Origin of the sequence: Geotoga petraea (genome assembly GCF_900102615.1) — a bacterium.
Classification (GTDB): Bacteria; Thermotogota; Thermotogae; order Petrotogales; family Petrotogaceae; genus Geotoga; species Geotoga petraea.
Map to the genome: position 1 here is coordinate 56666 of NZ_FMYV01000007.1, position 22532 is coordinate 79197.

Below are 22532 nucleotides of genomic sequence, written 5' to 3' on the forward strand. Positions count from 1 at the left end.
TCCCTCTGCTTTTTACTCTTTAGGAGGATTACAATGAAATTTAAAATAAATAGTGATATAATATTTGTTCTAATATTGTCTATTTTTATAATAACTCTTATTATATTGCCAGGAATGAATCAAAAAAAAGATTATATTTATTATAAAGCTGAAGTTGTTGAAACAATTAATGATGAAGTTTTTCAATACGGTTTAGTTAAGCAAGGAAGTCAAAATGTATCTTTTAGAATTTTGAACAAAGATTTAAAAGGTGAAGAATTTTCTGTATATAATGATTTAATAGGAAAGATGGAACTTGATAAATTTGTTCAACCGGGAGATAAAGTACTTGTTGAAAGATTTAAAAATCAATTTAATGATAATTTTAGAATAGTGGATTTTTATAGATTTAATTCTGAAATATTATTATTTTCAATTTTCGCAATTATTTTAATTTTAATTTCTGGATGGACTGGTTTAAAATCATTGCTGTCATTTATGAGTACTATACTTGTAATTTGGAAAATCATGATCCCAATGTTTTTAAACGGAGGAAATCCTGTTATAATAGCTTTTTTCATCGTTTCACTTTTAACATTTATTATTATTTTCTTAGTCGCCGGGTTTAACAAAAAAGGTTTTGTTGCATTTATTGGAGCTATTTCAGGTGTTTTGATAACTGTTGTCTTATCTTTATCCTTTGCAAAACCGTTCTATATAAATGGTGCAGTAAAGCCCTTTTCAGAAACTTTGTTATATTCAGGTTATGCAAATTTAGATTTAAACCTTTTATTCATTAGCGGAATCTTTCTTGCTTCTTCTGGGGCTGTAATGGACATAGCTATGGACATATCTGCATCAATGTATGAGGTTAAAATGAAAAAAGATGATATATCAACTTTTGATTTGATGAAATCTGGATTGAATGTAGGCAGGGCTGTTATAGGGACTATGACTACTACTTTACTTTTAGCTTATTCTGGTGGTTTTGCTACTCTTTTAATGGCTTTTATGGCTCAGGGTGTTAATGAAATGGCTCTTTTAAATATAAATTATATTTCATCAGAAATATTAAATATAATTGTTGGGAGTTTTGGCCTAGTATTAACTGCTCCTTTAACCGCTTTTTTAGGGTCTATAATTATAAACCATGAATTTATTAAAGAGAATAAATCTTTAAAAAGTTTGTTTCAAAAAGAAGAATTATAAAATGAGCAGAAATCTGCTCATTTTTTTTGCCAATACATCTTTCTTTTGGTATGACTTGTTTTTAAAACACTTTTTATCCTAAGATGTTATAATTTGAGTAGATGTTTCGACTCGCTAAGCTCGCTCAGCATGACATACGTAAATATTTTCAACATTTTATTAATAATGAAGAAATATAAAAAAGAAAAGTATTGGAGTTTTACTGAGTGAAACAATATAAAAATTGATGTTGAAAAACACGGATGTTTTTCATGCGAATTTATCCACGGATGGATAATATGAGCTGTACATCAATTTTATTGTTGAACGAGGGTTAAAAAACGACCTACTTTGAATTTTTATATTTCGTAATTGGTTTTACTAATAAATTTTCTTTGAAAATTGATTGATTAGATTCTGACACATAGTAGAATTTTGGTTAAAGTCTTTTTTATATTAATCTTGATTTTATATTTTTCTAACAACTAACAACCAAAAACTAACAACCGAGAATTTGTTTTACAAATTCTCACTATCTTCCAACATCCAACTATCAACTAACAACCAAAATCACTTTGTGATTTTACTAAGGGGGTTTTATAATCAAAATTTATATAGCTTATTATTTAGATGATTTATCAGATAACCAGGTTGAATTTTTAGGGCAACAAGGTTTTGAATTCTACGAGAATGAAGGTGTAAACAAATTCAGAAAAGAATTTAAAAGTATAGATGATTTGAAAGAAATTCTGAATATAACAACTAATTTCACCATAGTTCCGTCATATGCCGTTTTGGACGATGAAGGAACGTTTTTAGATTTTGATGAAGACAACACTTATTTCAGAAACGATCTTATAACTAAAGAGCATGGAGAAGATTTTTTAATAGAAATTCTAAAAATGATATTGACTTCAAAAGATATCATAGAAAAAAGAACTATTAAAATAGACAACCTCATAAAAGAAGTGGCTGATGATTTTTTGATAAACTTAAATCTATGGGAAAAATTTGGTTACGCGAGAATTTACGTAAATATAGGGCCCGAAAAAGCTGGGTTTATTGATCTAATAAACTTTCAAAACTTATCCAATGATGGTTTTGAAGAAATTATCAAAACATTAAGTGAAGATGAAAGAATTAAAGAAATCTCAAAATATTATTTATTAAAGAATGGATTTATTAATAATTAACCAATTGAAATTAAAGCCATATAACCGCTATATAAAGCGATTATATGGCTTATTCTTATTTAAAATACTCGATTCTATATTGGGAAAAATTTACTTTTAGTTGTATTATTGTATTATATGAAAAAATTTTCAAAAAATAAAGGAGGAATGAAAAATGTACAGGGTAGCCTTATGGGGTTTTGGAGCAATGGGAAGCGGTATTGCGAGAAGCATTTTAAGTAAATATGAACTTAACCTGGTTGGAGTTCATGATATGAGAAGAGAATATACAGGCAAAGATGTCGGAGAATTGTTAGGTCTTGAAAAAGTCGACGTTAAAGTATATGATAATCCAATGGAAATGATAGATGAAACAAATCCAGACTTAGTTGTAATTGCAACTCATTCTTTTGTAGATGTTGTGAAAGATCAAATTTTATCAGTGATAAAGAAAAACGTAAACGTTCTAACCATAGCAGAAGAAATGTCTCATCCTTTCCACACACATCCAGAAGCAGCAGAAGAAATAGATAATTTAGCAAGAAGACACGGTGTAACAGTTTTGGGAACTGGTGTTAATCCTGGCTTTGTTTTAGATACTTTGATTATTGCATTGACTGGTGCAGCGTTAAACGTTAAAAGTATCAAAGCTGCCAGAATAAATGATTTATCTCCTTTTGGCCCTACAGTTATGGAAACACAAGGTGTAGGAACAACTGTAGAAGAATTCGAAAAAGGAATAGAAGATGGAACAATAGTTGGTCATATTGGATTTGAAGAATCAATATATATGATTGCTGAAGCAATGGGTTGGAATATAGACAGAATTGAACAAACAAGAGAACCTATAGTTTCAAACGTATCAAGAAAAACTAAATATGTAAAAGTGGAACCTGGAATGGTTGCAGGTTGTAGGCATATTGCAAAAGCATATATGAATGACGAACTCATGATTGAATTAGAACATCCACAACAGGTTTTACCTGAATTGGAAGAGGTAGATACAGGAGACTATATTTGGATTAAAGGTAATCCAGATCTTTCATTAGCTATTAAACCAGAAATACCTGGAGGAAAAGGTACTATGGCAATTGCAACAAATATGATTCCAGCTGTTATAGAAGGGCCAGAAGGCTTAATGACCATGTCAGATTTACCAGTACCAAGAGCTTTAATTGGTGAATTATACTAAAAATTTAATAAATTACCCACCCTATTTTCGCTGGGTGGGTTTTTTGTGAATAAGAATAATACTTTATTTTTTGGAGGTGTTAAAATGACAGCTAAAAAAGGAGATTGGGTTCAAATACATTTTGTCGCCCTTGAACCTGGAGAAAGAGCTGAACATTTACCAGAAGAGACAAAAAAAGTGCCTCTTGAAATAAGAATCAAAGGATTTTTGGAAGATGAAAAAGCCAATATTGGAGATACTGTAAAAATAAAAACAAATGTTGGAAGAATTGTCGAAGGAACTCTAAAAGAAATCAATCCAATTTATGAACATAATTTTGGAAAACCTATTCCAGAATTACTTCAAATTGGTAACAATCTTTGGGAAATTCTCGAAGAAGGTGAAAACAATGGATAAATCATACAATTCAGTAATGAACAGAAAAAACGAAATAATGAAAAAATCAGTAGGTGTAGATTATTCAAAATATGAAGTCGAAGGACTGGCCTTTGATTACGAAAAAATGATGGAAGATGCCGGATACAATCTCGAGCAAGTAAGAGAATTACAACTTGAAACCGGCGTTGGAAATACCCCTTTGGTAGAACTTAAAAACATAAACGCTTTGATAAAAAAACTATCCCCAAAGGGAAAAGGGGCAAGAATTTTTATAAAAGATGAAGAAAAAAACCCTTCAGGTTCATATAAAGATAGAAGAGCTTCTGTTTCTGCTCACAGAGCAAAAGAAATGGGGTATAAAGGTATAATGGCCGCAACTAGCGGGAACTATGGGGCAGCAGTTGCTTCACAAGCTGCAAAAAAAGGATTGAGAGCAATCATAGTTCAAGAATGTCAGGATTCAAGAGGAATTGGACAGCCTGAAATACTTGAAAAAGCAAGAGCTTGTGAAGCTTACGGAGCTGAAGTTGTTCAAATTACAGTTGGACCAGAACTATTTTATTATTTTCTAATGCTTTTAGAAGAGACCGATTATTTTAACGCTTCCTTATACACCCCTTTTGCTATTGCAGGAGTTGAAACTCTTGGCTGGGAAATAGCTCATCAAACAAGAGAAATGACAGGTAAATTCCCAGACGCTGTAATCAGCACCCACGCAGGAGGAGGAATAACAACAGGAACAGCAAGAGGGCTTTTAAAAGCTGGAGCAAAAAACACAAAGGTAATTGGTGCCAGTGTGGATTTAAGAGGACTTCATATGGCATCAGATATAGATTTTAATAAAAAATCATTTACAACTGGTCACACAGGTTTTGGTATTCCATTTGCAGTTTATCCAGATAGATCAGACGTCCCAAGAAATGCCGCAAGAGTACTTAGATACATGGATAGATACTTGCTTGTAACTCAAGGGGAAGTATTCTATATGACAGAAGCGCTTGCTAATTTAGAAGGAATGCAAAGAGGACCTGCAGGAAATACCTCTTTAACCGCTGCTTTTGCTTTGGCTCAAGAAATGGACGAAGACCAAGTAATTGTAGTTAATGAAACAGAGTATACCGGAGCGGGTAAACTACCGTCTGCACAATTAACCTTTGCAAAAGAAAATGGCGTAGAAGTTAAAAAAGGCGACCCAAAAGAAAATGAACCTGGTAAAAAAATAGTCATACCCGAACATCCTTCACAAATAAGTTATATGGAATTTGAAATAGAGGATATGAAAAAATCATATGTAAAACAATTACTGAAAAGAGATAAAAAAGAAAAATTCACTCAAAAAGAGCTGGAATTTATAGCCAAAGACACAAGAAGTACAGTGAAAGAAATCAAAAATATAATAAATGAATTTAAATAAAGAGGAGGGAATATATGGAACCCAGAAAAGATGATTTTGAAGTAAGATCAAAAAAACTTCAAAAAATGACAGATGAACAGTTGGACAATTACTTTTGGGAACTGGTGGAAAAAGTGGTAGACCCAATGATCGACATGGCATCTAAAAACACTTCTCAATCAATTGAAAGATCTGTTCTATTGAGAATGGGGTTCAATTCTATGCAAGCTAAAGAATTGGTAAATAAAATATTTGAAAAAAACTTACTTTCAAAAGGTGCTGGACACATTGTGTGGAAAGTTGCTAAAGAAAACAATATATCAGTAAAAGAAGCCGGAGAAAAAATGGTTGATGGCCAACTTTGGGATGAAGTTGATAGAATTTTCAAAGGTGGTGAAAACGTATGAAATTAGACCCTAATAAAAATTTAGACATAGATAACATCTTGAAAGACTTAGATAAATACAGGCCAAGAAGAAAAGGTTGGACTTGGAGAAAAAAACTACCTCCTGGAACAAAAAAAGGTGATTTTGAATTTTATGATATATCAGAAGATTTGAAAAATTCTATACCACTTCCAACTGCACATTATTTTGGAAATATAGACCCCCAACCAGATGCTGTAATAACTTCTGAAATAGCTTCTGGAAGATTTGAAGAAGACATCAGAAGAATGAGAATGGCAGCCTGGCACGGCGCAGACCACATTATGGTTATAAGAACCCTTGGTCAAAGTCATATCGATAGTTTAATTGAAGGTACTCCAGAAGGAATTGGTGGAATACCTATAACCAGAAAACAATTGAGAGCATCAAGAAAAGCTTGTGACCTCATAGAAGACGAAGTTGGAAGACCAATAAATTTCCATTCATACGTTTCTGGAGTTGCCGGGCCTGAAATCGCTGTTTTATTCGCCGAAGAAGGAGTAAACGCGGCTCACCAAGATCCCCAATACAACGTTTTATACAGAGGAATTAATCCTATAAGATCATTTGTAGATGCAGCTGTTGCAAAACACATAATGGCTGAAGAAGGAATGCTTCAAATTGATGGTGCACATAATGCAAATGCATCAGCAAAAAAAGCATGGAACGTTATGCCTGAGCTTTTAGTTCAGCATGGCATTAACTCATTATATTCTGTAAAAGCAGGAATGAAGAAAGAAAATATAGCTCTTTCAACCGTTCCTCCTACAACTGTTCCTTCTCCAGAATTCAGAATGAATTTGATATATGCAATGACATTGAGAGAAGTATTCAAAGATTACAAATTCAGAGCTCAAATGAACACGAGATACATAGAATCTGATTTGTTTGATGCTACAAGAGTTCATGTTTTAAACACAGTATTATCCAAACTAACATCAGCTGATATACAATCAACAATAACACCCGATGAAGGAAGAAACGTCCCCTGGCATATAAACTCAATCAGAGGTGTTGAAACTGCAAAACATACAATGGTTTCACTTGATGACATAAAAGAATACGTTCAAATAAATGAAGAAAAAGTAAGACCACAAATAAGAGATTTAAAAATGAGAGCTATTTTAATGCTCGAAGAAATTATTGAAAAAGGTGGATATTTTGAAGCTGTTGAAGATGGCATGTTTGTTGACAACGGCTATTATCCAGAAAGACAGGGAGACGGTATTGCAAGGCCAAAAGACGGCGGAATAGGAGCTGGATCTGTTGTTCCAAGGGATGAAGACTACATGGCCCCTGTTTGCAATCATTTTGGTTATAACAACCTTCCCAAAGATGAAGAATATGACAAAGTTTGTGATTTAATCGGTGGTTGTACACTACACAATCCAGACAAGATTCAGTACATAGACGAACTTGATGAAACAGATAATGTTGAACAAAGAATGTCTAATTACAGAGAAAATAAGAAAAAAGGATTAATAAAACCAGAAGTAGAATGGAGTCACGATGGTGTTATTCAAATTGATATGACTATACCTGATACACCAGAATATGCAGAAGCTGCGGCCCTTGAAATATGTAAAAAAATGAACCTTGAAGATCCTCAAGTTATATCTAAAACAGTTTTACACCCAAGCGAAGGAACATATGTTGAAATAAAAGCCAAAGTTCCATTCTTTGTAAAAAGAGATGAATTAACACTTCCAAAAAAACCAGATGTTATGGAACCAGAAGAACTTTTTGAATACTTCAAAAACAGAAAAGTAAAAGTGGTAGCTGGTACAGTTGGAAATGACGAACATAACGTTGGCTTAAGAGAAATATTGGATATAAAACACGGCGGAATTGAAAAATATGGTGTTAAATACACATATCTTGGAACATCTGTACCACCAGAAAAAATGATAGATGCAGCCATTGAAATCGGAGCAGACGCTATATTGGCTTCTATGATAGTTACACATAACGATATACACATTGAAAGTATGAAAAAATTACACGAATTGGCTATTGAAAAAGGAATAAGAGACAAAGTTAAGATAATTGTCGGTGGAACGCAAATCAACAACGATATGGCAAAGGCAAACGGTATGGATGCCGGATTTGGAAGGGGAACAAAAGGTCTACACGTTGCTACATATCTTGCGAAAAATTTAGATTAATTAAAAAATCCGGGCTCAAAAGCCCGGATTTTATTATTGTCCTTCTTGTTTGAAATCCATTGTATTTCTTATAAGATTTTCATTTTCTCTCCAATTTTTTCTTACTTTTACAAAAAGTTCTACATATGCCTTTTTCTCAAAAAGTTCTTCTATATCTTTTCTGGCAAGTTGACCAATTTTTTTGATCATCATACCTTTTTTACCTATGATAATTGGTTTTTGAGAATCTTTTTCTATATAAATATCCGCCCTTATATAAAGCATTCCGTTGTCCCTGACTTTAAAATCTTCCACGACAACCCCTGTTGAATGTGGGATTTCTTCCCTTGTTAATTGGAATATCTTTTCTCTTATAAGTTCAGAAACTATAAACCTTGAAGGCTTATCCGAAATAACATCTTCAGGATAATATTGAGGGCCTTGTGGAAGTTGTTCTTTCACCATTGCTTTTAGTTCTGCAAGGTTATATCCGGTAACTGCAGATGTTTCTAAATAGCCTTTCAAATTTGGCAAAGATTCTTTTATTTCAGTTATTTCTCTGTTATAAATTTGCATATTTTTGATCTTATCTCTTTTATTTATTATTAAAAGAGTTGGTATATTAGATTCTGCAACAATTTTTGCAACCCTTCTATCTGAGTTTCTTATTCCATCAGTAGGATCTAATACAAACAGTATCAAATCTACACCACGTAAGGCTCCTATTGCTATATTAACCATATATTTGCCCAATTTATGCAAAGGTTTGTGAATGCCCGGGGTATCAACAAAAACCATTTGAGCATCTTCTTCAGTCAAGATAACATTTATGCTGTTTCTTGTGGTTTGTGGTTTGTCTGATGTTATAACTATTTTTTGATGAACTAAAGAGTTTATCAGTGTAGATTTCCCAACGTTTGGCTTCCCAGCCATAGAAATAAAACCACTCTTATAATTTTCCTTATTTTCCATTAAATGACTCCTTTTTAACATAAAATGCTCTGCATTTTATTTGTTGGTTTCTTGTTGTTGGTTGTTGTTTTTTATCTATTTTAGATGTTTATTCAGTTAAAATAATAAATAGAAGCGATGAACTATTGAAAATTATTGCACAAAATTTATCTGAAAGAACGCTGAAAATACGTTAAAAAAATTGCATGCTCTTATAAGATAAATTGTTTTGCAATTTATCTTGTTGTTAGTTGGAGGATGGAAAGCTAGACCCTTTGGCAAGTTTAGGGTGACATTACGATTTGTCATTCTGAGCGACGGTTTTTTGGAGTCGAAGAATATAAAACTCTATCAATTTGCTTGGCAAATTTACTGAAGAGACCTTTCGACAAGCTCAAGGTGACATACGCAATATTTTCCAAAATATGTTACAAACAACTAACAACCAGCATCTAACAACAGGAATCGCTAAGCGATTCCTACTCTTCCAACCAAAATATCTGATTTTTCAGAATTTTTTTAACGCTTCAAGAACATGCCTTGTTGCTCTACAATCATCTTCATTATAATCATATATCTTTTGCATAACAGATTTATCGCCTTTCAAATACCTCTGATAAACTGTTAAAACTGCAAATCCATTTAAATCAGTTCTCCATTCAAACCCAAAATACTTACTTATATCTTTCAAAGAATAAGAAGTAACAGGAAATGAAAAATCTTTGAGGATTACATCAAATAGGTCTAGAGAATCTTCCAAGATTTTATCTATTTTTGATTTCAATTCTGGTCTGAATTTAGATATTTTTCTCAAGGCTTTTGTATCATGAACGTCGTAATGAACTAATTTCTTATTTCTGTTGTCCAAATATTCTATCATTTCTTCAAAATCATTCTTGTTCTCATCTTCAAAGAAAAACGGAATATATTCATCATTATCCAAAAATCCAAAAAGAAAATCATGATTATCATAGGTTTCCACATCAAAAACTATGTAATCATCAGGTAGGTTTATTTCATTTAATTTTAAAGTTTTATCTTCAAAAACAGATTTCATGTTGAATAGAGCTTTTCTTTGAAATGATCTAAAACCATCTATTTCCTCTCTATTGTTAATAACTTCAAGAGGATCTACATTCATCTTTTCAAAATCCTTTAAAACCTTTTCGCTAATCGATGGAATAACCGTTAAATCACCTTTTTTTAGCAATTCTTTGTGGCATTCGGTTTTTATTTTACAAAACCTACAATGAGAACCAGGATTTCTATATCCTTTTTTCAGTTTTCTCAATTCTTTTAATATATTCGGTTCTCTTATGACAAGTCTATCTAAATTTATATTTTCTTTCTTCCCATCTACAAGCTCTATCATGAATCCCTCAACCTGTTTTCCTTGATCGGTAAAATATTTGTAGGCTAAATAAGCGTGTATCCAGTGGTAAAACCTCAAATTATTACCCGTTCTGACAATGTGGATGATGTTATCTTTGTAGCTTTCATAATTTGCTTCGAGTTCCATCCCTTCTATATTTACCTTAAAATATTTACCAGGTCTTTTAAAAGTTTCCACAAAATCAGGACATTGTTTCAAATTTTCCAAATAAAGTATATCCATGCAACACACCTTTTCTAAACATATAAATTATAATACATGTAAATTTCTTGCTACTTTTTTTAATTCTTCTATCTGGTTATCACCATTAACGATGATATCTAAAAGAATATCTTCTAAAGCGTTCCAGAGATTCTTTTCTTCTCCATCAGCATTTATTTTTTTACCAGTTTCTTTTAAACCAGTAATATATTTAATCAAAAATCGATTTTTCTCATATAATTCCCAAACTTGTTCTTCTTTTATATATAATTTCAATTTTATCGTCTTTAAAAGTCTTTTAAAATCTGATTCTCCAAGAGACTCTATAAACACTCCCATTAAACCTTGCGAAACTAATGCAGGATTATAGGTTTTAAAGTGATTCAAAAGTTTTTCTTTCAAAATGATTTTTAAAATCAACCATAAATACTTTTTTTCATATGAATTGTTCAATTTGTTAGCCATTTTTACATACTCATTCGTGTCTATACCGAATATGAGCATTTTACCTGAGTTTAAAACTGATACTGTAAAAATATTTTCTTTAGAGGTCAACAAGTCTGGTATTTCTGATTTTATTAAACTCATATTTTTAATGGCTTCTTCATATTTTTGAATGTTTATAGAGTGGACTTCTTTTCTATTCTCAAAGTTGTAAGACAGTATATCAAGTTCTCCACTTTCCATAAAAAAATGAGCATAATCCATAAAATCTTCCCAGTTTGTCGGAAGATCTAATTTTTCAATATTATAAGACAATTTGTTATCTTCAAATTCGAGAGTTATATCTTTTTCCATTACTTCAGAAGCCCATATTTCAAGAGCTCTATCATAATCTGCTAAAACAACTTCGCCTTTTCCAAATTCTTTTGATTCACCCTTCAAAAGAATAATAGAAGGAAAAGTTATTTCTTTCAAATCTTCTTCTACAATAAAGTCGTAAACCCCTGAATCCAAGTTATCATAATCATTAATAATATTCTCAAGTTTCATATTTAGCCCCCTTAACCTTGATATAGACGTGCAACATCTCCTATTTCATAGAATAGATTGGCTAATTCTTTCAAAAAACCCAACCTGTTGAGTCTGATATCTTCGTGTTTATCCATAACAAAAACATCATCAAAATATTTATCTATAGATGATTTTAATTCTATTAAATCATTAATTGCCTGTTTATAATTCATAGTTTTGATAGATTTTTCGAATTTCGGTTTTACATCGAGGTATTTTTCAAAAAGATCTTTTTCAGCTTCTTCCTTAAAATTTCTTCCTGAATATTCTGTACTGTTATGATTTTTAGAAATGTTGTTAACCCTTTGAAAGGCTGTAATAAATTGTTTAAAATTTTCATCGTTTATAAACTCATTTAAAGCTTTTCCAGATAAGAAAGCCCTAATAGGTCTATTCCAGTTGATTAAAACTGCATTAATTACCTCTGAATTAATATCCGATTTCGATAATATAGTATGAAGTCTGCTCGATATGAACTCTTCCATCTTTTCTTCATCATATTCTAATTTCAATATTTTTGATGATTCATTGATTATTGCTTTTAGATCCAAATCCCATTCATTTTCTATTAATATTTTTATTACCCCAAAAGCCTTTCTTCTCAAAGCAAATGGGTCTTTTGATCCTGAAGGTATTTTCCCTATACCGAAATATCCCACTATGTCATCTACTTTATCTGATAAAGATACAATGCTTGATTCTATACTTTTTGGCACATCATCAGTTTCGTCAAAAGGCCTGTAATGTTCTGAGGCTGCCATGTATATTTCTTCTGGTTCGCCTTTTTTTTCTAAGTATATTCTTCCCATGATTCCCTGCATTTCAGGAAATTCATATACTACGTTAGAAGTCAAATCTATTTTAGATAATAAAGAAGCTCTTCTAACTTTTTCTAAGTTTTTTAACCCTATCTTATCTCCAATATAAGAAGACAAATCTCTCATTCTTTCTATTTTATCAAAATATGAACCAAGCCCTTTATGGTAAGTTACTCCAGACAATTCTTTCAACCTTTTATCTAAATCAGTTTCTAAATCATCTTCATAATAAAACGCAGCATCATCTAACCTCGCGTTGATAACTCTTGAATAACCATCAACAACATTTTTCTCTCTTCCATAACCATCTTGGAAAGAAACATATTTGTTCGATACTTTTCCGTTTTCTTTGGCTACAAAGCTTCTTTGATGGTGTTTTACAGTTACAGTGATTATTTCTTGAGGCAAACTCATATACTTTTCTTTGAATTCACCTATTACTGCTGTGGGATATTCTGTCAACTCAGCAATTTCTTCTATCAAAGCTTCATCTTTTTCTACATCTAATTTATTTTCTAATTTTATCTTTTCTAATTGCTCTCTAATAATCTGTTTTCTTTCTTCCAAATCAACTATTACATAATTTTCTTTCATTTTTGTGAAATAATCATCAATTGTTTCTACTGTGATTTTTCCACCAAAAAATCTGTGACCAAAGGATACGTTAGATGCTTCTTTTCCAAATGCCTTTATGTTTAAAACTTCATTGTTGAACTTAGACATAATCCAATGAACAGGCCTAACAAATACAAACTCACCCTTTCCCCATTTCATAGATTTTTTGAAAGTCATTTCTTTCAGCATTTTTGGGATCTCTGTTTCTAAAATCTCTTTGGTAGACTTCCCTGGTTTGAAGATCTCTGCAACAACATATTCCGCACCGTTTATTTCTTTGTATTTGACATCATCTTCTGTCAACCCAGCCCCTTTCAAAAAACCTTGAAAAGCCTTTGTTGGATTGCCTTCTTTGTCAAATGCTATGTTCTTTGGCGGTCCCTTTTTTTCTTCTGTAATATCTGGTTGTTTTTCTGCGAAACCTTCTATCAAAGCACCAAATCTTCTTGGAGATATAAAAGTTTTCATATTTTCGTATTTCAAGCTATTATCTTTAAAAATTTTTCCTAATTTTTCTTTTAGTTGATCGATTATGTTTTTATATTCACTTGATGGAAGTTCTTCTACTCCAATTTCAAAAATTGCTTTATTCATTTTTTCCGCCTCCATCAACACTTTCAACGTATTTTTTTGCAACATTTCTGGACATATTTCTTATGTCGAGAATATATTTTTGTCTTTCACTTACAGAAATAGCATTTCTCGCATCCAACATGTTGAACGCGTGGGCTGTTTTTGTTAAAAAATCAAAAGCTGGTAAATACAAGTTTTTTTCTATTAGTCTTTCAAATTCGCTTTTGTATAAGTTATACAAAGATTCATACATTTTTATATCAGCTTCATCAAAATTGTAAATTGAAAACTGCCTTTCATTTTCTTTGTATAAGAGACCATATTTAGTGGTTTCATTCCATTTTGTATCGTACACGTTTTCAATACCTTGGAGATACATTGCTATCCTTTCTATACCATAAGTTATTTCAACGGTTATCTCATCAAGGGGAATTCCACCCATTTGTTGAAAGTATGTAAATTGGGTTATTTCCATTCCGTCTAGCCAAACTTCCCATCCGACTCCCCAAGCTCCAAGAGTCGGTGATTCCCAATTGTCCTCAACAAATCTTATATCGTGCTCTTCTGGTTTTATTCCCAAAGCCTTTAGAGAGTCTATGTATATATCTTGTATATTTTCTGGAGATGGTTTTATTATCACCTGGTATTGATAAAACCTTTGCATCCTGTTTGGATTTTCACCATATCTACCATCAGTTGGCCTTCTACAAGGTTGTACATAACCTACTTTTACCTCATCATTTGACAACGCTCCAAAAAAAGTAGAAGGAGAATAGGTGCCAGCACCCATCTCCATATCATAAGGTTCCTCTATAATGCAATCTTGTTCAGCCCAGAATTGGTGTAGTTTTATTATTAAATCTTGTATAAGCAATTTAGTTAACCTCCATAATCAAAACATTATTCAAGAGATATTAATAGTGGGTAATGTTTTTGTCCACCGTTATGTATTTCTACTTCAACATCTTCATATTTTTCCAGAATATTATTTATCATTTCATCTATTTTATTTTTATCTGAGCCTTCTCCATAGAAAATAGTGATTATTTCGTACCCTTCTTCAAGATATTCTAATAATAATTTTTGAGTTTTTTCGTACATATCTTCGCCATGTTCTTTCAATTCTTTCCCAGAGAATATTAGGTATTCATCTTTTTTTATCTTTTCTCCGTTAATTTCAGAATCTCTTGTGGCGTGTGTAACCTGAATTGGAATAATAGATTTAACATATTCATCCATCGATTCAAACAGTTCATCCTTTTCTAAATTATCATCAAAGCCAAGCATTGAAGAAACGCCTTCTTGGACATATTTTGTTGGTATTACAAGAATATCTTTTTCTGTCATTTCTTGCACTTTTTCAGCCGTCATAATGATATTTGGGTTGTTTGGTAAAATAACAACTTTATCATATGGCAGACTCTCTACAGCTTCAGTCATATCTTTTATACTCGGGTTCATAGTTTGACCACCTGAAATAACCCTGTTGACTCCCAAAGATTTTAATACATTTGATATACCTTCACCAGGTGAAACAGCAACTACACCCCAATTTTTATCTTCGTTATCTTTTACTTCAATTGATTTTACTACATCATCAGAGTTTTCTTTCTGTGCTAAATTTTCTACAACATGTTTGTGTTGTTGTTTCATGTTATCTACTTTTATTTTCATAAGTTCACCGTATTCCAAAAATTTTTCAAAAACACTTCCTGGATGGTTTGTGTGAACATGAGTTTTTAAATATTCGTTTTGATGTACAAGAACAATTGAATCTCCATGTTCTTCTAAAAAAGATCTAATTTTATCCATTTCTTTTTTCGATATTTCTGGTTCATCTAATTTTAAGACACATTCTGTACAATACTGAAACGTTATATCTTCATAAGCGATATTCGCTAATTCATTAGAAGTTGCTTTCTCCAAGGCTTCAATTTTAACGTCTGTATCACCATGAACGGATTGATTAATACCTCTAAATATATAAGCTAAACCTTTTGCTCCTGCGTCAACAACGTTAGCTTCTCTTAACTTTTTGAGATATTTTGGAGTTTCATCAACAATTTCAAAAGCTATAGCTTCTAACTTTTCTGTGAACTCTAAAAAGTCCTTTATTTCAGATAGCTCTTCTTCTGCCCTTTCTGCTAACAATCTGATTAGTGTTAACATTGTCCCTTCAACAGGTTTTATTACTGCTCCATAAGCAACTTCTTTTGCATTTTTAAGAGCATTTATAAAGTCTGTTGTTTTGATTTTTCTTTTTGTTTCCAATGATTCAGTAAAACCCCTAAATATTTGAGATAAAATAACACCGGAATTTCCTCTTGCGCCCATTAATAAACCATCTCTAAGGTTTTTTAAAACATCTTTTGATGAGTTATGGTTTTTTAATTTGTCTAACCATTCAACTGCTTCAAGCATTGCTGAAGACATGTTTGATCCAGTGTCTCCATCTGGAACAGGGAAAACATTTAAAGCATTTATTTCGTCCTTGTTGCTAACTAAGACTTGTGCAGCTTTTTTGATGCCGATATATATATCTTTCCCTTCCAAATACATTTTCATTTAATAATCACCCTTTCTTAAAACTTTAACCCAGAAATATGTACGTTGACGAGTACATCATCATAATTAAGCATAGCTTTAATTCTATGATAAACATTCTCTTGTGTGTTTTCTGCCACTTTTTTAATTGGTAAACCATATTCTAAAACAAGATAAAGGTTGACTAAAAGTTTATCTTCTTGCTCTTCAACAGTTATGCCCTTTGACTCATCTTTTACCCAAAGACTTGCAATTTTGTCAAAAAAACCTTGTTTTCCCATTTCAACTGTTCCATATGACTCTAAAACAGCTTTATAGACTATTTCTCTTACCACATCGCCTTTAATGTTAACTTTGCCATATTCTGTGTCTACAATCATGGCTTTTCCACCTCCACTATTTTTTTATTGGAATATTCCAGGTCTATTCTAATACTGCAGATAAATAACCTACTACTGTTTCGTATTCATCCAAAGTTTCTCCACTTGTTGAATGAGAAACAATTTCAATTTTATTGAAATTTTGCTGAAGAAGTACGGAAGTTGGTCCATATCCACACATACTAATTCTTTCTTTCATTATATGCTCATACAGTTTTTCTATGTCTCTGTTTTTTATATCTTCTATAATTAATTCATCTTTTTCAACGGTAGTTTTTTGACTTTCATAGTGGTTCAAATCAGTAGAAGCAATGATTAAATCTTCTTTTGATGAAACTTGCTCTAATATTTCTCCAAGAGTTTTTGCCGTATGTTTTGATTGATCTTTCATTGCAATCGGAATGATTCTAATATCTTGTTCAAACCAATATTGTAAAAGTGGAAGTTGCACTTCAATTGAATGCTCACTTAGATGAGCTTTATAATCTGGTTCTATACCCAAAAGATTGCATAGCTCGTCTGCTTTAGTTTTATTTATTGGAACATTTCCAAGAGGTGTGGCCCATTCGCTCTTGTCCATAATCGATATATCTTCTCCCAAACCTGTGTGATTTGGACCTATTATGTAAATATTCTTTGGTTTTCCTTTTACCTTTTCTATTGCCCTGGCCGCTATTTTTCCAGAATAAACATAACCAGCGTGAGGTAAAATCAAACCTCTTTTTTGATAATCATTTTTGTTTGATTTTGGTTTTTTCTCAAACAAAAATTCAATTAAACTAAGTAGTTCTTTTTTTTGAGCTTGGGTAAAATCTTCCTGCAGCAACGGGTTTTCTAATCATAGAATCACCTCATAAACTAATATCCTCTGCTTTAGTATCAATTTCTATATTTAAAAATATGATTATGTTATAATTTCTAATGCTGCTTTCGTGATTATAAAAAATCTTACCAAAGACTGGTATGTTTTTTAAAATGCTCAAACCTTCTGATTTTTCTATAACTTTTGAAAAATTCATATTTCCTGCTTTTATAGTAGCACCATTTTTCATCTTTAATTTAGTTATCAATGATCTTTGATTCATAGAATATCCTGACTCTTCTTTTTTATTTTCTTCAGAAAACTCACTTAATAACAATTCAAGTTCGGTATTTATCATATCTGTGTCTCTATCGTAATTACCTTTTATCTTGAGTTTCACTCCTGATTCTATTTTATCTACCACTTGAGATTTACCATCTTTTTCCTCAAAAACTGGTATAGTTAGTACAGAGTTCAACTCACCAACTTCACCCTCTATTACGTATATTTCAGGTTTTGTAACTATATAAGTGTTGTTAAAACTGTCTTTAAAATTGTTTATAACTGAAATATCTTGACTCAAAATTTTGTACAAATCTTTTGTGCTATTGTTTTCCAAGTTATCTCCAGCAATAATAGTCAATTTATATTTTAAGATTTTTTCGTTTTCAAAAAAGCTATAAGTATTTTCTCCGATCTTCTTGTAAAAAATACCTTTGCTTGTTAAGAAAGAGATAACATCGCTAAACTCTAAATTAAAATTGTTATAATCAACTAAGAAATCTTCAAAATCTATAATAACATTTTTGTTTTCAAAAGAGGATAGTTCGGTTATCAACATTTTAATGGATATCTGGTTATTACTATCTTTCTGTTCTGAAAAAATTTTTAATAATTCAAACTGCTTTTCATTTGCTTTTACAAGAACATAATTTTTATTTTCAAGTTTTTCTATAATTTTATAATCTATTTTCTCCTCATTACATATTTTACCAAATATTTCTATTTTTTTAGAATTGATGATAAAAAGATTTGTTTTCAGAACTATATTCTCGTTTTCTTCTACCTTTTTTTCTACTCCTAAAGAGTTTAACAGAGAATTTAGTTCTTCAATTTCTGAAAGAGTTTTTTCGTCAGAATATATCAAATAGAAACCTTCACCTAAACTATGATACTTTAAATTATATATTTCTTCTAAAAATATCATATCAAATTTAGATTTCAATATTGTATAATTTTCGCCGGTTTTTACGGTTTTACTTGCTTGATTTGTCACTAATGTGATATTTTCTTCAGTTTTTATTTCTTCTTGATTAATTTTTTTAATAATTTTTAAAAATTCTTCTTTTTTTGATTCTACTATCTCAACAACATAATGATTATTATAATTTACTATTTTTACATCAAATATTTTTTCCAGAGGGCTAAGATCAACTTTTGATTCGACAAAAAGAATTATCTTTTCTTCAAGTTTTTCTAATTTTTCTGTTTTTGGATTCACTATTGTTTCACTTTCTTCTATTTTTTTAAACTCGATAGGAAGATAATTGTTGAAAATTTGTTCTTTTTTAGTGATTATAATGTTTTTTTCTGTGTAGAAAATTGTACGTAGCCCGTATACATTCTCCATAATCCTCAAAAAATTTTCAAAATAAATTTCATTTAAATCCAGCGAAATTTTTTCAACAGGTATCTCCTCGGATTTCATCCATTTATATCCAGTTTTTTCTAAAAATAAATTTATGGCGTCTTCTAAGAAAATGTTTTTAAAATTTATATTTTTAAAATCTAACTTCTCATTTCCTTTTACTGAAAGAATATCTCTATTAAAACTCAATTTTGAAGGGGTGTATGTGAATATTTTTATATTTACATCTTCAATTATGATCTCTTTAATAGGACCTCTACTGATTTTTATAGTTTGATTTTGATAAACCGCTTTTTCTAACTTTACATGGTGATAAGTGTTTATATCGTTTGAAACAATACTTAAAATTTCTGTATCCAAGTTTATGATGTTTCTATTTTCTTCTTGATCATAAATAACGTTAATAGAAAATAAACCCATCGAAATAAAAATATAAATAAGTAGAAATATTTTTTTCACATGATCACCTCAAATTGATTTTTTGAATTTATGAGTAAAATTCCGTCTTTAAAAATTTTTAAGACCTTCCTATCTCCAAAAAGTTCATTTTCCTTTATAGATAGAAGTGATTCGTAAAAGTAAATATAGGCTATTTTTTCTCCGTTTTCATTAACCACTCCGCTAAAAAATACTTTTTCTGGGTCCATACTTCTAAATTTTTTCTTGTTTTTCCAAATATCTTCTACCTGGATATGGTAATCATCAAAAAAACTATAAGTTTCTCCAGAAGGAATGTCTACAATATTCTCAATATAATCAAGTTCAAAATCTTTTTCTTCTACATATAGTGTAAAATCATCTTTTATATTTAAAAGATTGAAATCATTTCTTTTGATATTCAATTTATTTATTATTTTTTCTGTTTTTAAAATTTTTTCCATATCTAAAACATCCTCATCCATATTATAAGAGTTAATAATTTTTGAGCTTTCTTTTATATTAAAATCATAATTTTTTAAAAACAATAAAAGAATCAGAAGAAATAATAAAATCAGAAATTTATACCTCATCTAATCTCCCCTTATATTCAAAATAGCAATCTGGGAATTTTCAAGAGAAAAATTGGAAACAATATCAAAATCATATTTTGTTTTGAACTCAGAGTTTTCTCCTGTAACTATTAAAACTGTGGCATTCGGTGAAAGAGGATATGTATAATCAAATTCGATTAAATATGAATTCAGGTCATTTTCTAAAAAGTCAAAAAACTCTTTCAAATCCTTTTTTTGTTTTAGTGATTCCACTTTATATTTTTCAAACAAGGTATTTTGGTAGTTAATCTCTCTTTTAGTTTTGAGATATTGATCGAATTGTATATAAGAATTTGTTATCAGTAAAAATATCATGAAGAATATCAAAATATTTAAAAAATAATTTAAAATTTTCCTGACTTTAGATTCTAATAAAATCATTTTCTTCTCTCCCAAAATGTTTGTTCATGTAATCATCCAAGTCTTCTTTTAATATGTTTATATCTTCATCTTCTTCAACTGGTTTTAAAGACGTTATAAAATCAACATCTTTTAAAACTTCATAACTACAAAAGGGAGTTTTTACAACATATCTTCCTGGATTCTTACCTTTTAAAAAGTGCGGAAATAAAGTTTGAACAGGAATTAAAAAATCATATCTAATATTAAATAATATTTTGTTGTAAAACCCTTTATCTATAAGAACAAAGTATTGAAATGACCTTGTACTCTTCACTTTTTTATATTTAATTTTTTTATCTTTGGACAATCTAAAAAGTTGTTTTTTTAACTCAAATTCTGAAGGAAACTTCCATAAAAGCATATCAACATGTGAAATTTTATATTTTTTACGTTTTACCATATATACGAATTCTTTACTCATGGCAACACCAATCCACCCGTTACGGGTACAACGTTTAACAGCTTTTCTTTTTTCGAGTTAATTATTCTACCCCCGATTTTTGTGTGATCTAAAACATAGTTATTCATATAATTGTAAAAAAATAAGTACTCATCAGCTCCATCAGTATAGTCATGTTGAACTTTAAAATAAACTTCTGGATTATAAAATTCGAAATCTACAAAAGCATAAACTTTGTTCGCTCTAAAACCTGGTAACTTATACTTTTCTGAATGGGTACTACTCATTCTTGCTGACACGAAAAGTTCTGAAGCCAAATACTGCTCAGTTAAAAACTTAATTTCATCGATAAAAACAAAGTTGAAAGCAAAAACAAACCCCACAACAACTATCAATTCTATAAACATAGTCAAGCTCAATTCAAAAAGTAAAAATCCCTTTTTATATTTACATGAGTCCACCACTAATCCCCCCAATATAAACTTTTTGAAAAATCTCGTAGGCAATAGACAAAATTATTATCCCTAAAATCGATATAAAAATTGGTTCTATCATCTTTTTTATTTTTTCAGACGAATTGTTGAAATTATTCTTAAACTGTTTTTCCAAAAAATCAAAAACATCTTCATAATTTCCCTTGAATTTGGATAATGTGAGGGCAATAGATATTTCTGATATATTTTTTATGTTTTCAAAAGAATTCTCTAAGCTTTTTCCTCTCTCAATATTTACTATAACTGGCAAAAATCTATCAGTTAAAAATTTTGAATTGATTTTAGAGATAACCTTGTTTAACGCCTTGTCTATAGACATTTCATTTTTTAGAAGTATGTTGATATCTTTTGTAAATTTGTAAAGAATATAGTTTCTAAACAAATTATTTGCAATAGGTAAATATAACAAATAATTATCATTCTTTTTTGATAAAACGGCAAAAACAACAGTGAACAAAAAAATGGAAAAGAACAAATACAACAAAACATTTGTTGTACCCATGTTCAAATCAACATCTAAAAGCGAAGACAATTTTGGAATTATAAAAAAGTTCATGGAAATCAAAATAATCACAATCGAGGAAAGAACAGTCATGGGATAAATAGTCGATTTTTGTAAACTATTTTTAGTTTCGATCATTGAATTGAAATATTCTATAAGAGAGGAAAAAGACCTTATCAGTATATTCTTAGTGGTGGATATGTTCATAATATATACAAAGTATTCATGATAACTATTTGATGAAAATACTTGCTCCGCATTTTTTCCTTTTTTCAAAAGCAAAAAACTCTTTGTTAAAACTCCTCGTGTAAACTTTGAAATTTGTTTGCTCTGAATTAAGAACTTAAGTGAGTCATACAAATTGAGACCAGAATTCAACAAAAGATAGAAATTTTCACAAATAATTTTCATTTCTTCGGTGGATATCTTCTTAACATCAAAATAAAGGTTATCAACCTTTTCGTTGATAACCTTTATATCTATATTCTCTAAAATATTGTAATTTTCATCTTTCTCTTCTTCTAATAAATATGTGTTGATTACATTATTACCTTCCTTGAAAGAAAATTTGTATAATTTTTTCATCAATCACCTACATTTAATATAAAATTAAAATCTTTTTTATTATACAACAGATCCAACAATAAAATCAATTATAAACTATGTATAAGTACGATTGTTTTTGTAAATATAAACGAAAATATTATTCATAATCATTTAATATCTTTGTTTTAGAATATTATTTTTTTATGTTATAATTTATTTAGTTCAATTAATGAACTATGATGTTATTTTTAAATAATTTTTAGTTTTAATAAGTATTTTGTTGCTTTATATGGTGTATGTGAAATTTTTACTAATCAATAAATCTTAATAATCTAAAATCCTAAGGG

21 protein-coding genes are annotated in these 22532 nt (G+C 30.2%); 7 read left to right on the forward strand and 14 right to left on the reverse strand.

The window, feature by feature from the left end; translation table 11 throughout:
• The first annotated feature begins 33 nt into the window (after nucleotides 1-33).
• The 7 genes from BLS00_RS08595 (at nucleotide 34) to oraE (ending at nucleotide 7892) form a co-directional block, all read left to right on the forward strand.
• A complete protein-coding gene (locus BLS00_RS08595) occupies nucleotides 34-1188 on the forward strand; it encodes a YibE/F family protein (protein ID WP_091404906.1) in 1155 nt (384 codons plus the stop codon).
• 716 nt (nucleotides 1189-1904) lie between these two features.
• On the forward strand, nucleotides 1905-2360 hold the full coding sequence (locus BLS00_RS08600) for a hypothetical protein (protein ID WP_091404908.1): 456 nt from the start codon (nucleotides 1905-1907) through the stop codon (nucleotides 2358-2360).
• Between the two features lie 154 nt (nucleotides 2361-2514).
• Nucleotides 2515-3531, forward strand: coding sequence for a 2,4-diaminopentanoate dehydrogenase (ord, locus tag BLS00_RS08605; RefSeq protein ID WP_091404910.1), 1017 nt, complete (start codon nucleotides 2515-2517; stop codon nucleotides 3529-3531).
• Between the two features lie 84 nt (nucleotides 3532-3615).
• Nucleotides 3616-3927, forward strand: a complete 312-nt coding sequence (gene ortA / locus BLS00_RS08610; protein ID WP_091404912.1) for a 2-amino-4-oxopentanoate thiolase subunit OrtA — start codon at nucleotides 3616-3618, stop codon at nucleotides 3925-3927.
• Nucleotides 3920-5323 (forward strand): 2-amino-4-oxopentanoate thiolase subunit OrtB, encoded by a 1404-nt coding sequence (gene ortB, locus BLS00_RS08615; RefSeq protein WP_091404914.1) that lies wholly within the window; start codon nucleotides 3920-3922, stop codon nucleotides 5321-5323. Before ortA ends, ortB begins: the two co-directional genes overlap by 8 nt.
• Before the next feature lie 14 nt (nucleotides 5324-5337).
• Complete coding sequence (locus BLS00_RS08620; RefSeq protein WP_091404916.1) at nucleotides 5338-5709, forward strand: ornithine aminomutase subunit alpha; 372 nt, start codon at nucleotides 5338-5340, stop codon at nucleotides 5707-5709.
• The gene (oraE, locus tag BLS00_RS08625) at nucleotides 5706-7892 is read left to right on the forward strand and encodes a D-ornithine 4,5-aminomutase subunit OraE (RefSeq protein ID WP_091404917.1); all 2187 of its coding nucleotides are present in this window, start codon (nucleotides 5706-5708) and stop codon (nucleotides 7890-7892) included. The genes BLS00_RS08620 and oraE overlap by 4 nt, the downstream gene beginning before the upstream one ends.
• A gap of 33 nt (nucleotides 7893-7925) precedes the next feature.
• On the opposite strand, the gene era is transcribed toward oraE, so the two are convergent.
• From era to BLS00_RS08695, 14 genes are all read right to left on the reverse strand, one after another.
• On the reverse strand, nucleotides 7926-8843 hold the full coding sequence (gene era, locus BLS00_RS08630; protein ID WP_091404919.1) for a GTPase Era: 918 nt from the start codon (nucleotides 8841-8843) through the stop codon (nucleotides 7926-7928).
• A 487-nt stretch (nucleotides 8844-9330) separates the two neighbouring features.
• Entirely contained in the window at nucleotides 9331-10437 is a 1107-nt protein-coding gene (locus tag BLS00_RS08635) for a TM0106 family RecB-like putative nuclease (protein WP_091404921.1), read from the reverse strand.
• A gap of 27 nt (nucleotides 10438-10464) precedes the next feature.
• Nucleotides 10465-11409 carry a hypothetical protein gene (locus BLS00_RS08640; RefSeq protein ID WP_091404923.1) on the reverse strand — a complete coding sequence of 315 codons (945 nt, stop codon included), beginning with the start codon at nucleotides 11407-11409 and terminating at the stop codon, nucleotides 10465-10467.
• Between the two features lie 11 nt (nucleotides 11410-11420).
• Nucleotides 11421-13457, reverse strand: coding sequence for a glycine--tRNA ligase subunit beta (gene glyS, locus BLS00_RS08645; protein ID WP_091404925.1), 2037 nt, complete (start codon nucleotides 13455-13457; stop codon nucleotides 11421-11423).
• Nucleotides 13450-14310 carry a glycine--tRNA ligase subunit alpha gene (locus BLS00_RS08650; protein ID WP_091404926.1) on the reverse strand — a complete coding sequence of 287 codons (861 nt, stop codon included), beginning with the start codon at nucleotides 14308-14310 and terminating at the stop codon, nucleotides 13450-13452. The genes glyS and BLS00_RS08650 overlap by 8 nt, the downstream gene beginning before the upstream one ends.
• Nucleotides 14311-14336: 26 nt before the next feature.
• Nucleotides 14337-16001: a DAK2 domain-containing protein gene (locus tag BLS00_RS08655; RefSeq protein WP_091404928.1), complete on the reverse strand. Its 1665-nt coding sequence runs from the start codon at nucleotides 15999-16001 to the stop codon at nucleotides 14337-14339.
• Between the two features lie 17 nt (nucleotides 16002-16018).
• Entirely contained in the window at nucleotides 16019-16360 is a 342-nt protein-coding gene (locus BLS00_RS08660) for an Asp23/Gls24 family envelope stress response protein (RefSeq protein WP_091404930.1), read from the reverse strand.
• A 43-nt stretch (nucleotides 16361-16403) separates the two neighbouring features.
• On the reverse strand, nucleotides 16404-17186 hold the full coding sequence (gene amrB, locus BLS00_RS08665) for an AmmeMemoRadiSam system protein B (protein WP_218119807.1): 783 nt from the start codon (nucleotides 17184-17186) through the stop codon (nucleotides 16404-16406).
• Between the two features lie 25 nt (nucleotides 17187-17211).
• Complete coding sequence (locus BLS00_RS08670; RefSeq protein ID WP_091404931.1) at nucleotides 17212-19269, reverse strand: hypothetical protein; 2058 nt, start codon at nucleotides 19267-19269, stop codon at nucleotides 17212-17214.
• Entirely contained in the window at nucleotides 19266-19820 is a 555-nt protein-coding gene (locus tag BLS00_RS08675) for a hypothetical protein (RefSeq protein WP_091404933.1), read from the reverse strand. Before BLS00_RS08675 ends, BLS00_RS08670 begins: the two co-directional genes overlap by 4 nt.
• Nucleotides 19821-20222, reverse strand: coding sequence for a hypothetical protein (locus BLS00_RS08680; protein ID WP_091404934.1), 402 nt, complete (start codon nucleotides 20220-20222; stop codon nucleotides 19821-19823).
• On the reverse strand, nucleotides 20203-20643 hold the full coding sequence (locus BLS00_RS08685; protein WP_176759885.1) for a hypothetical protein: 441 nt from the start codon (nucleotides 20641-20643) through the stop codon (nucleotides 20203-20205). Before BLS00_RS08685 ends, BLS00_RS08680 begins: the two co-directional genes overlap by 20 nt.
• Nucleotides 20644-20660: 17 nt before the next feature.
• The gene (locus tag BLS00_RS08690) at nucleotides 20661-21104 is read right to left on the reverse strand and encodes a hypothetical protein (protein WP_091404938.1); all 444 of its coding nucleotides are present in this window, start codon (nucleotides 21102-21104) and stop codon (nucleotides 20661-20663) included.
• Nucleotides 21091-22224, reverse strand: a complete 1134-nt coding sequence (locus BLS00_RS08695; protein WP_091404940.1) for a type II secretion system F family protein — start codon at nucleotides 22222-22224, stop codon at nucleotides 21091-21093. Before BLS00_RS08695 ends, BLS00_RS08690 begins: the two co-directional genes overlap by 14 nt.
• Between the last annotated feature and the right edge of the window lie 308 nt (nucleotides 22225-22532).

Bases quoted from the DNA above. Each gene is read 5' to 3' on its own strand.
- oraE (WP_091404917.1), top strand. From the start codon at position 5,706: ATGAAATTAGACCCTAATAAAAATTTAGACATAGATAACATCTTGAAA.
- ortB (WP_091404914.1), top strand. From the start codon at position 3,920: ATGGATAAATCATACAATTCAGTAATGAACAGAAAAAACGAAATAATG.
- BLS00_RS08635 (WP_091404921.1), bottom strand. From the start codon at position 10,437: ATGGATATACTTTATTTGGAAAATTTGAAACAATGTCCTGATTTTGTG.
- BLS00_RS08695 (WP_091404940.1), bottom strand. From the start codon at position 22,224: ATGAAAAAATTATACAAATTTTCTTTCAAGGAAGGTAATAATGTAATC.
- BLS00_RS08640 (WP_091404923.1), bottom strand. From the start codon at position 11,409: ATGAAACTTGAGAATATTATTAATGATTATGATAACTTGGATTCAGGG.
- BLS00_RS08685 (WP_176759885.1), bottom strand. From the start codon at position 20,643: ATGGTAAAACGTAAAAAATATAAAATTTCACATGTTGATATGCTTTTA.
- era (WP_091404919.1), bottom strand. From the start codon at position 8,843: ATGGAAAATAAGGAAAATTATAAGAGTGGTTTTATTTCTATGGCTGGG.
- ord (WP_091404910.1), top strand. From the start codon at position 2,515: ATGTACAGGGTAGCCTTATGGGGTTTTGGAGCAATGGGAAGCGGTATT.
- ortA (WP_091404912.1), top strand. From the start codon at position 3,616: ATGACAGCTAAAAAAGGAGATTGGGTTCAAATACATTTTGTCGCCCTT.
- BLS00_RS08620 (WP_091404916.1), top strand. From the start codon at position 5,338: ATGGAACCCAGAAAAGATGATTTTGAAGTAAGATCAAAAAAACTTCAA.
- BLS00_RS08680 (WP_091404934.1), bottom strand. From the start codon at position 20,222: ATGATTTTATTAGAATCTAAAGTCAGGAAAATTTTAAATTATTTTTTA.
- BLS00_RS08660 (WP_091404930.1), bottom strand. From the start codon at position 16,360: ATGATTGTAGACACAGAATATGGCAAAGTTAACATTAAAGGCGATGTG.
- BLS00_RS08655 (WP_091404928.1), bottom strand. From the start codon at position 16,001: ATGAAAATGTATTTGGAAGGGAAAGATATATATATCGGCATCAAAAAA.
- glyS (WP_091404925.1), bottom strand. From the start codon at position 13,457: ATGAATAAAGCAATTTTTGAAATTGGAGTAGAAGAACTTCCATCAAGT.
- BLS00_RS08675 (WP_091404933.1), bottom strand. From the start codon at position 19,820: ATGAGGTATAAATTTCTGATTTTATTATTTCTTCTGATTCTTTTATTG.
- BLS00_RS08595 (WP_091404906.1), top strand. From the start codon at position 34: ATGAAATTTAAAATAAATAGTGATATAATATTTGTTCTAATATTGTCT.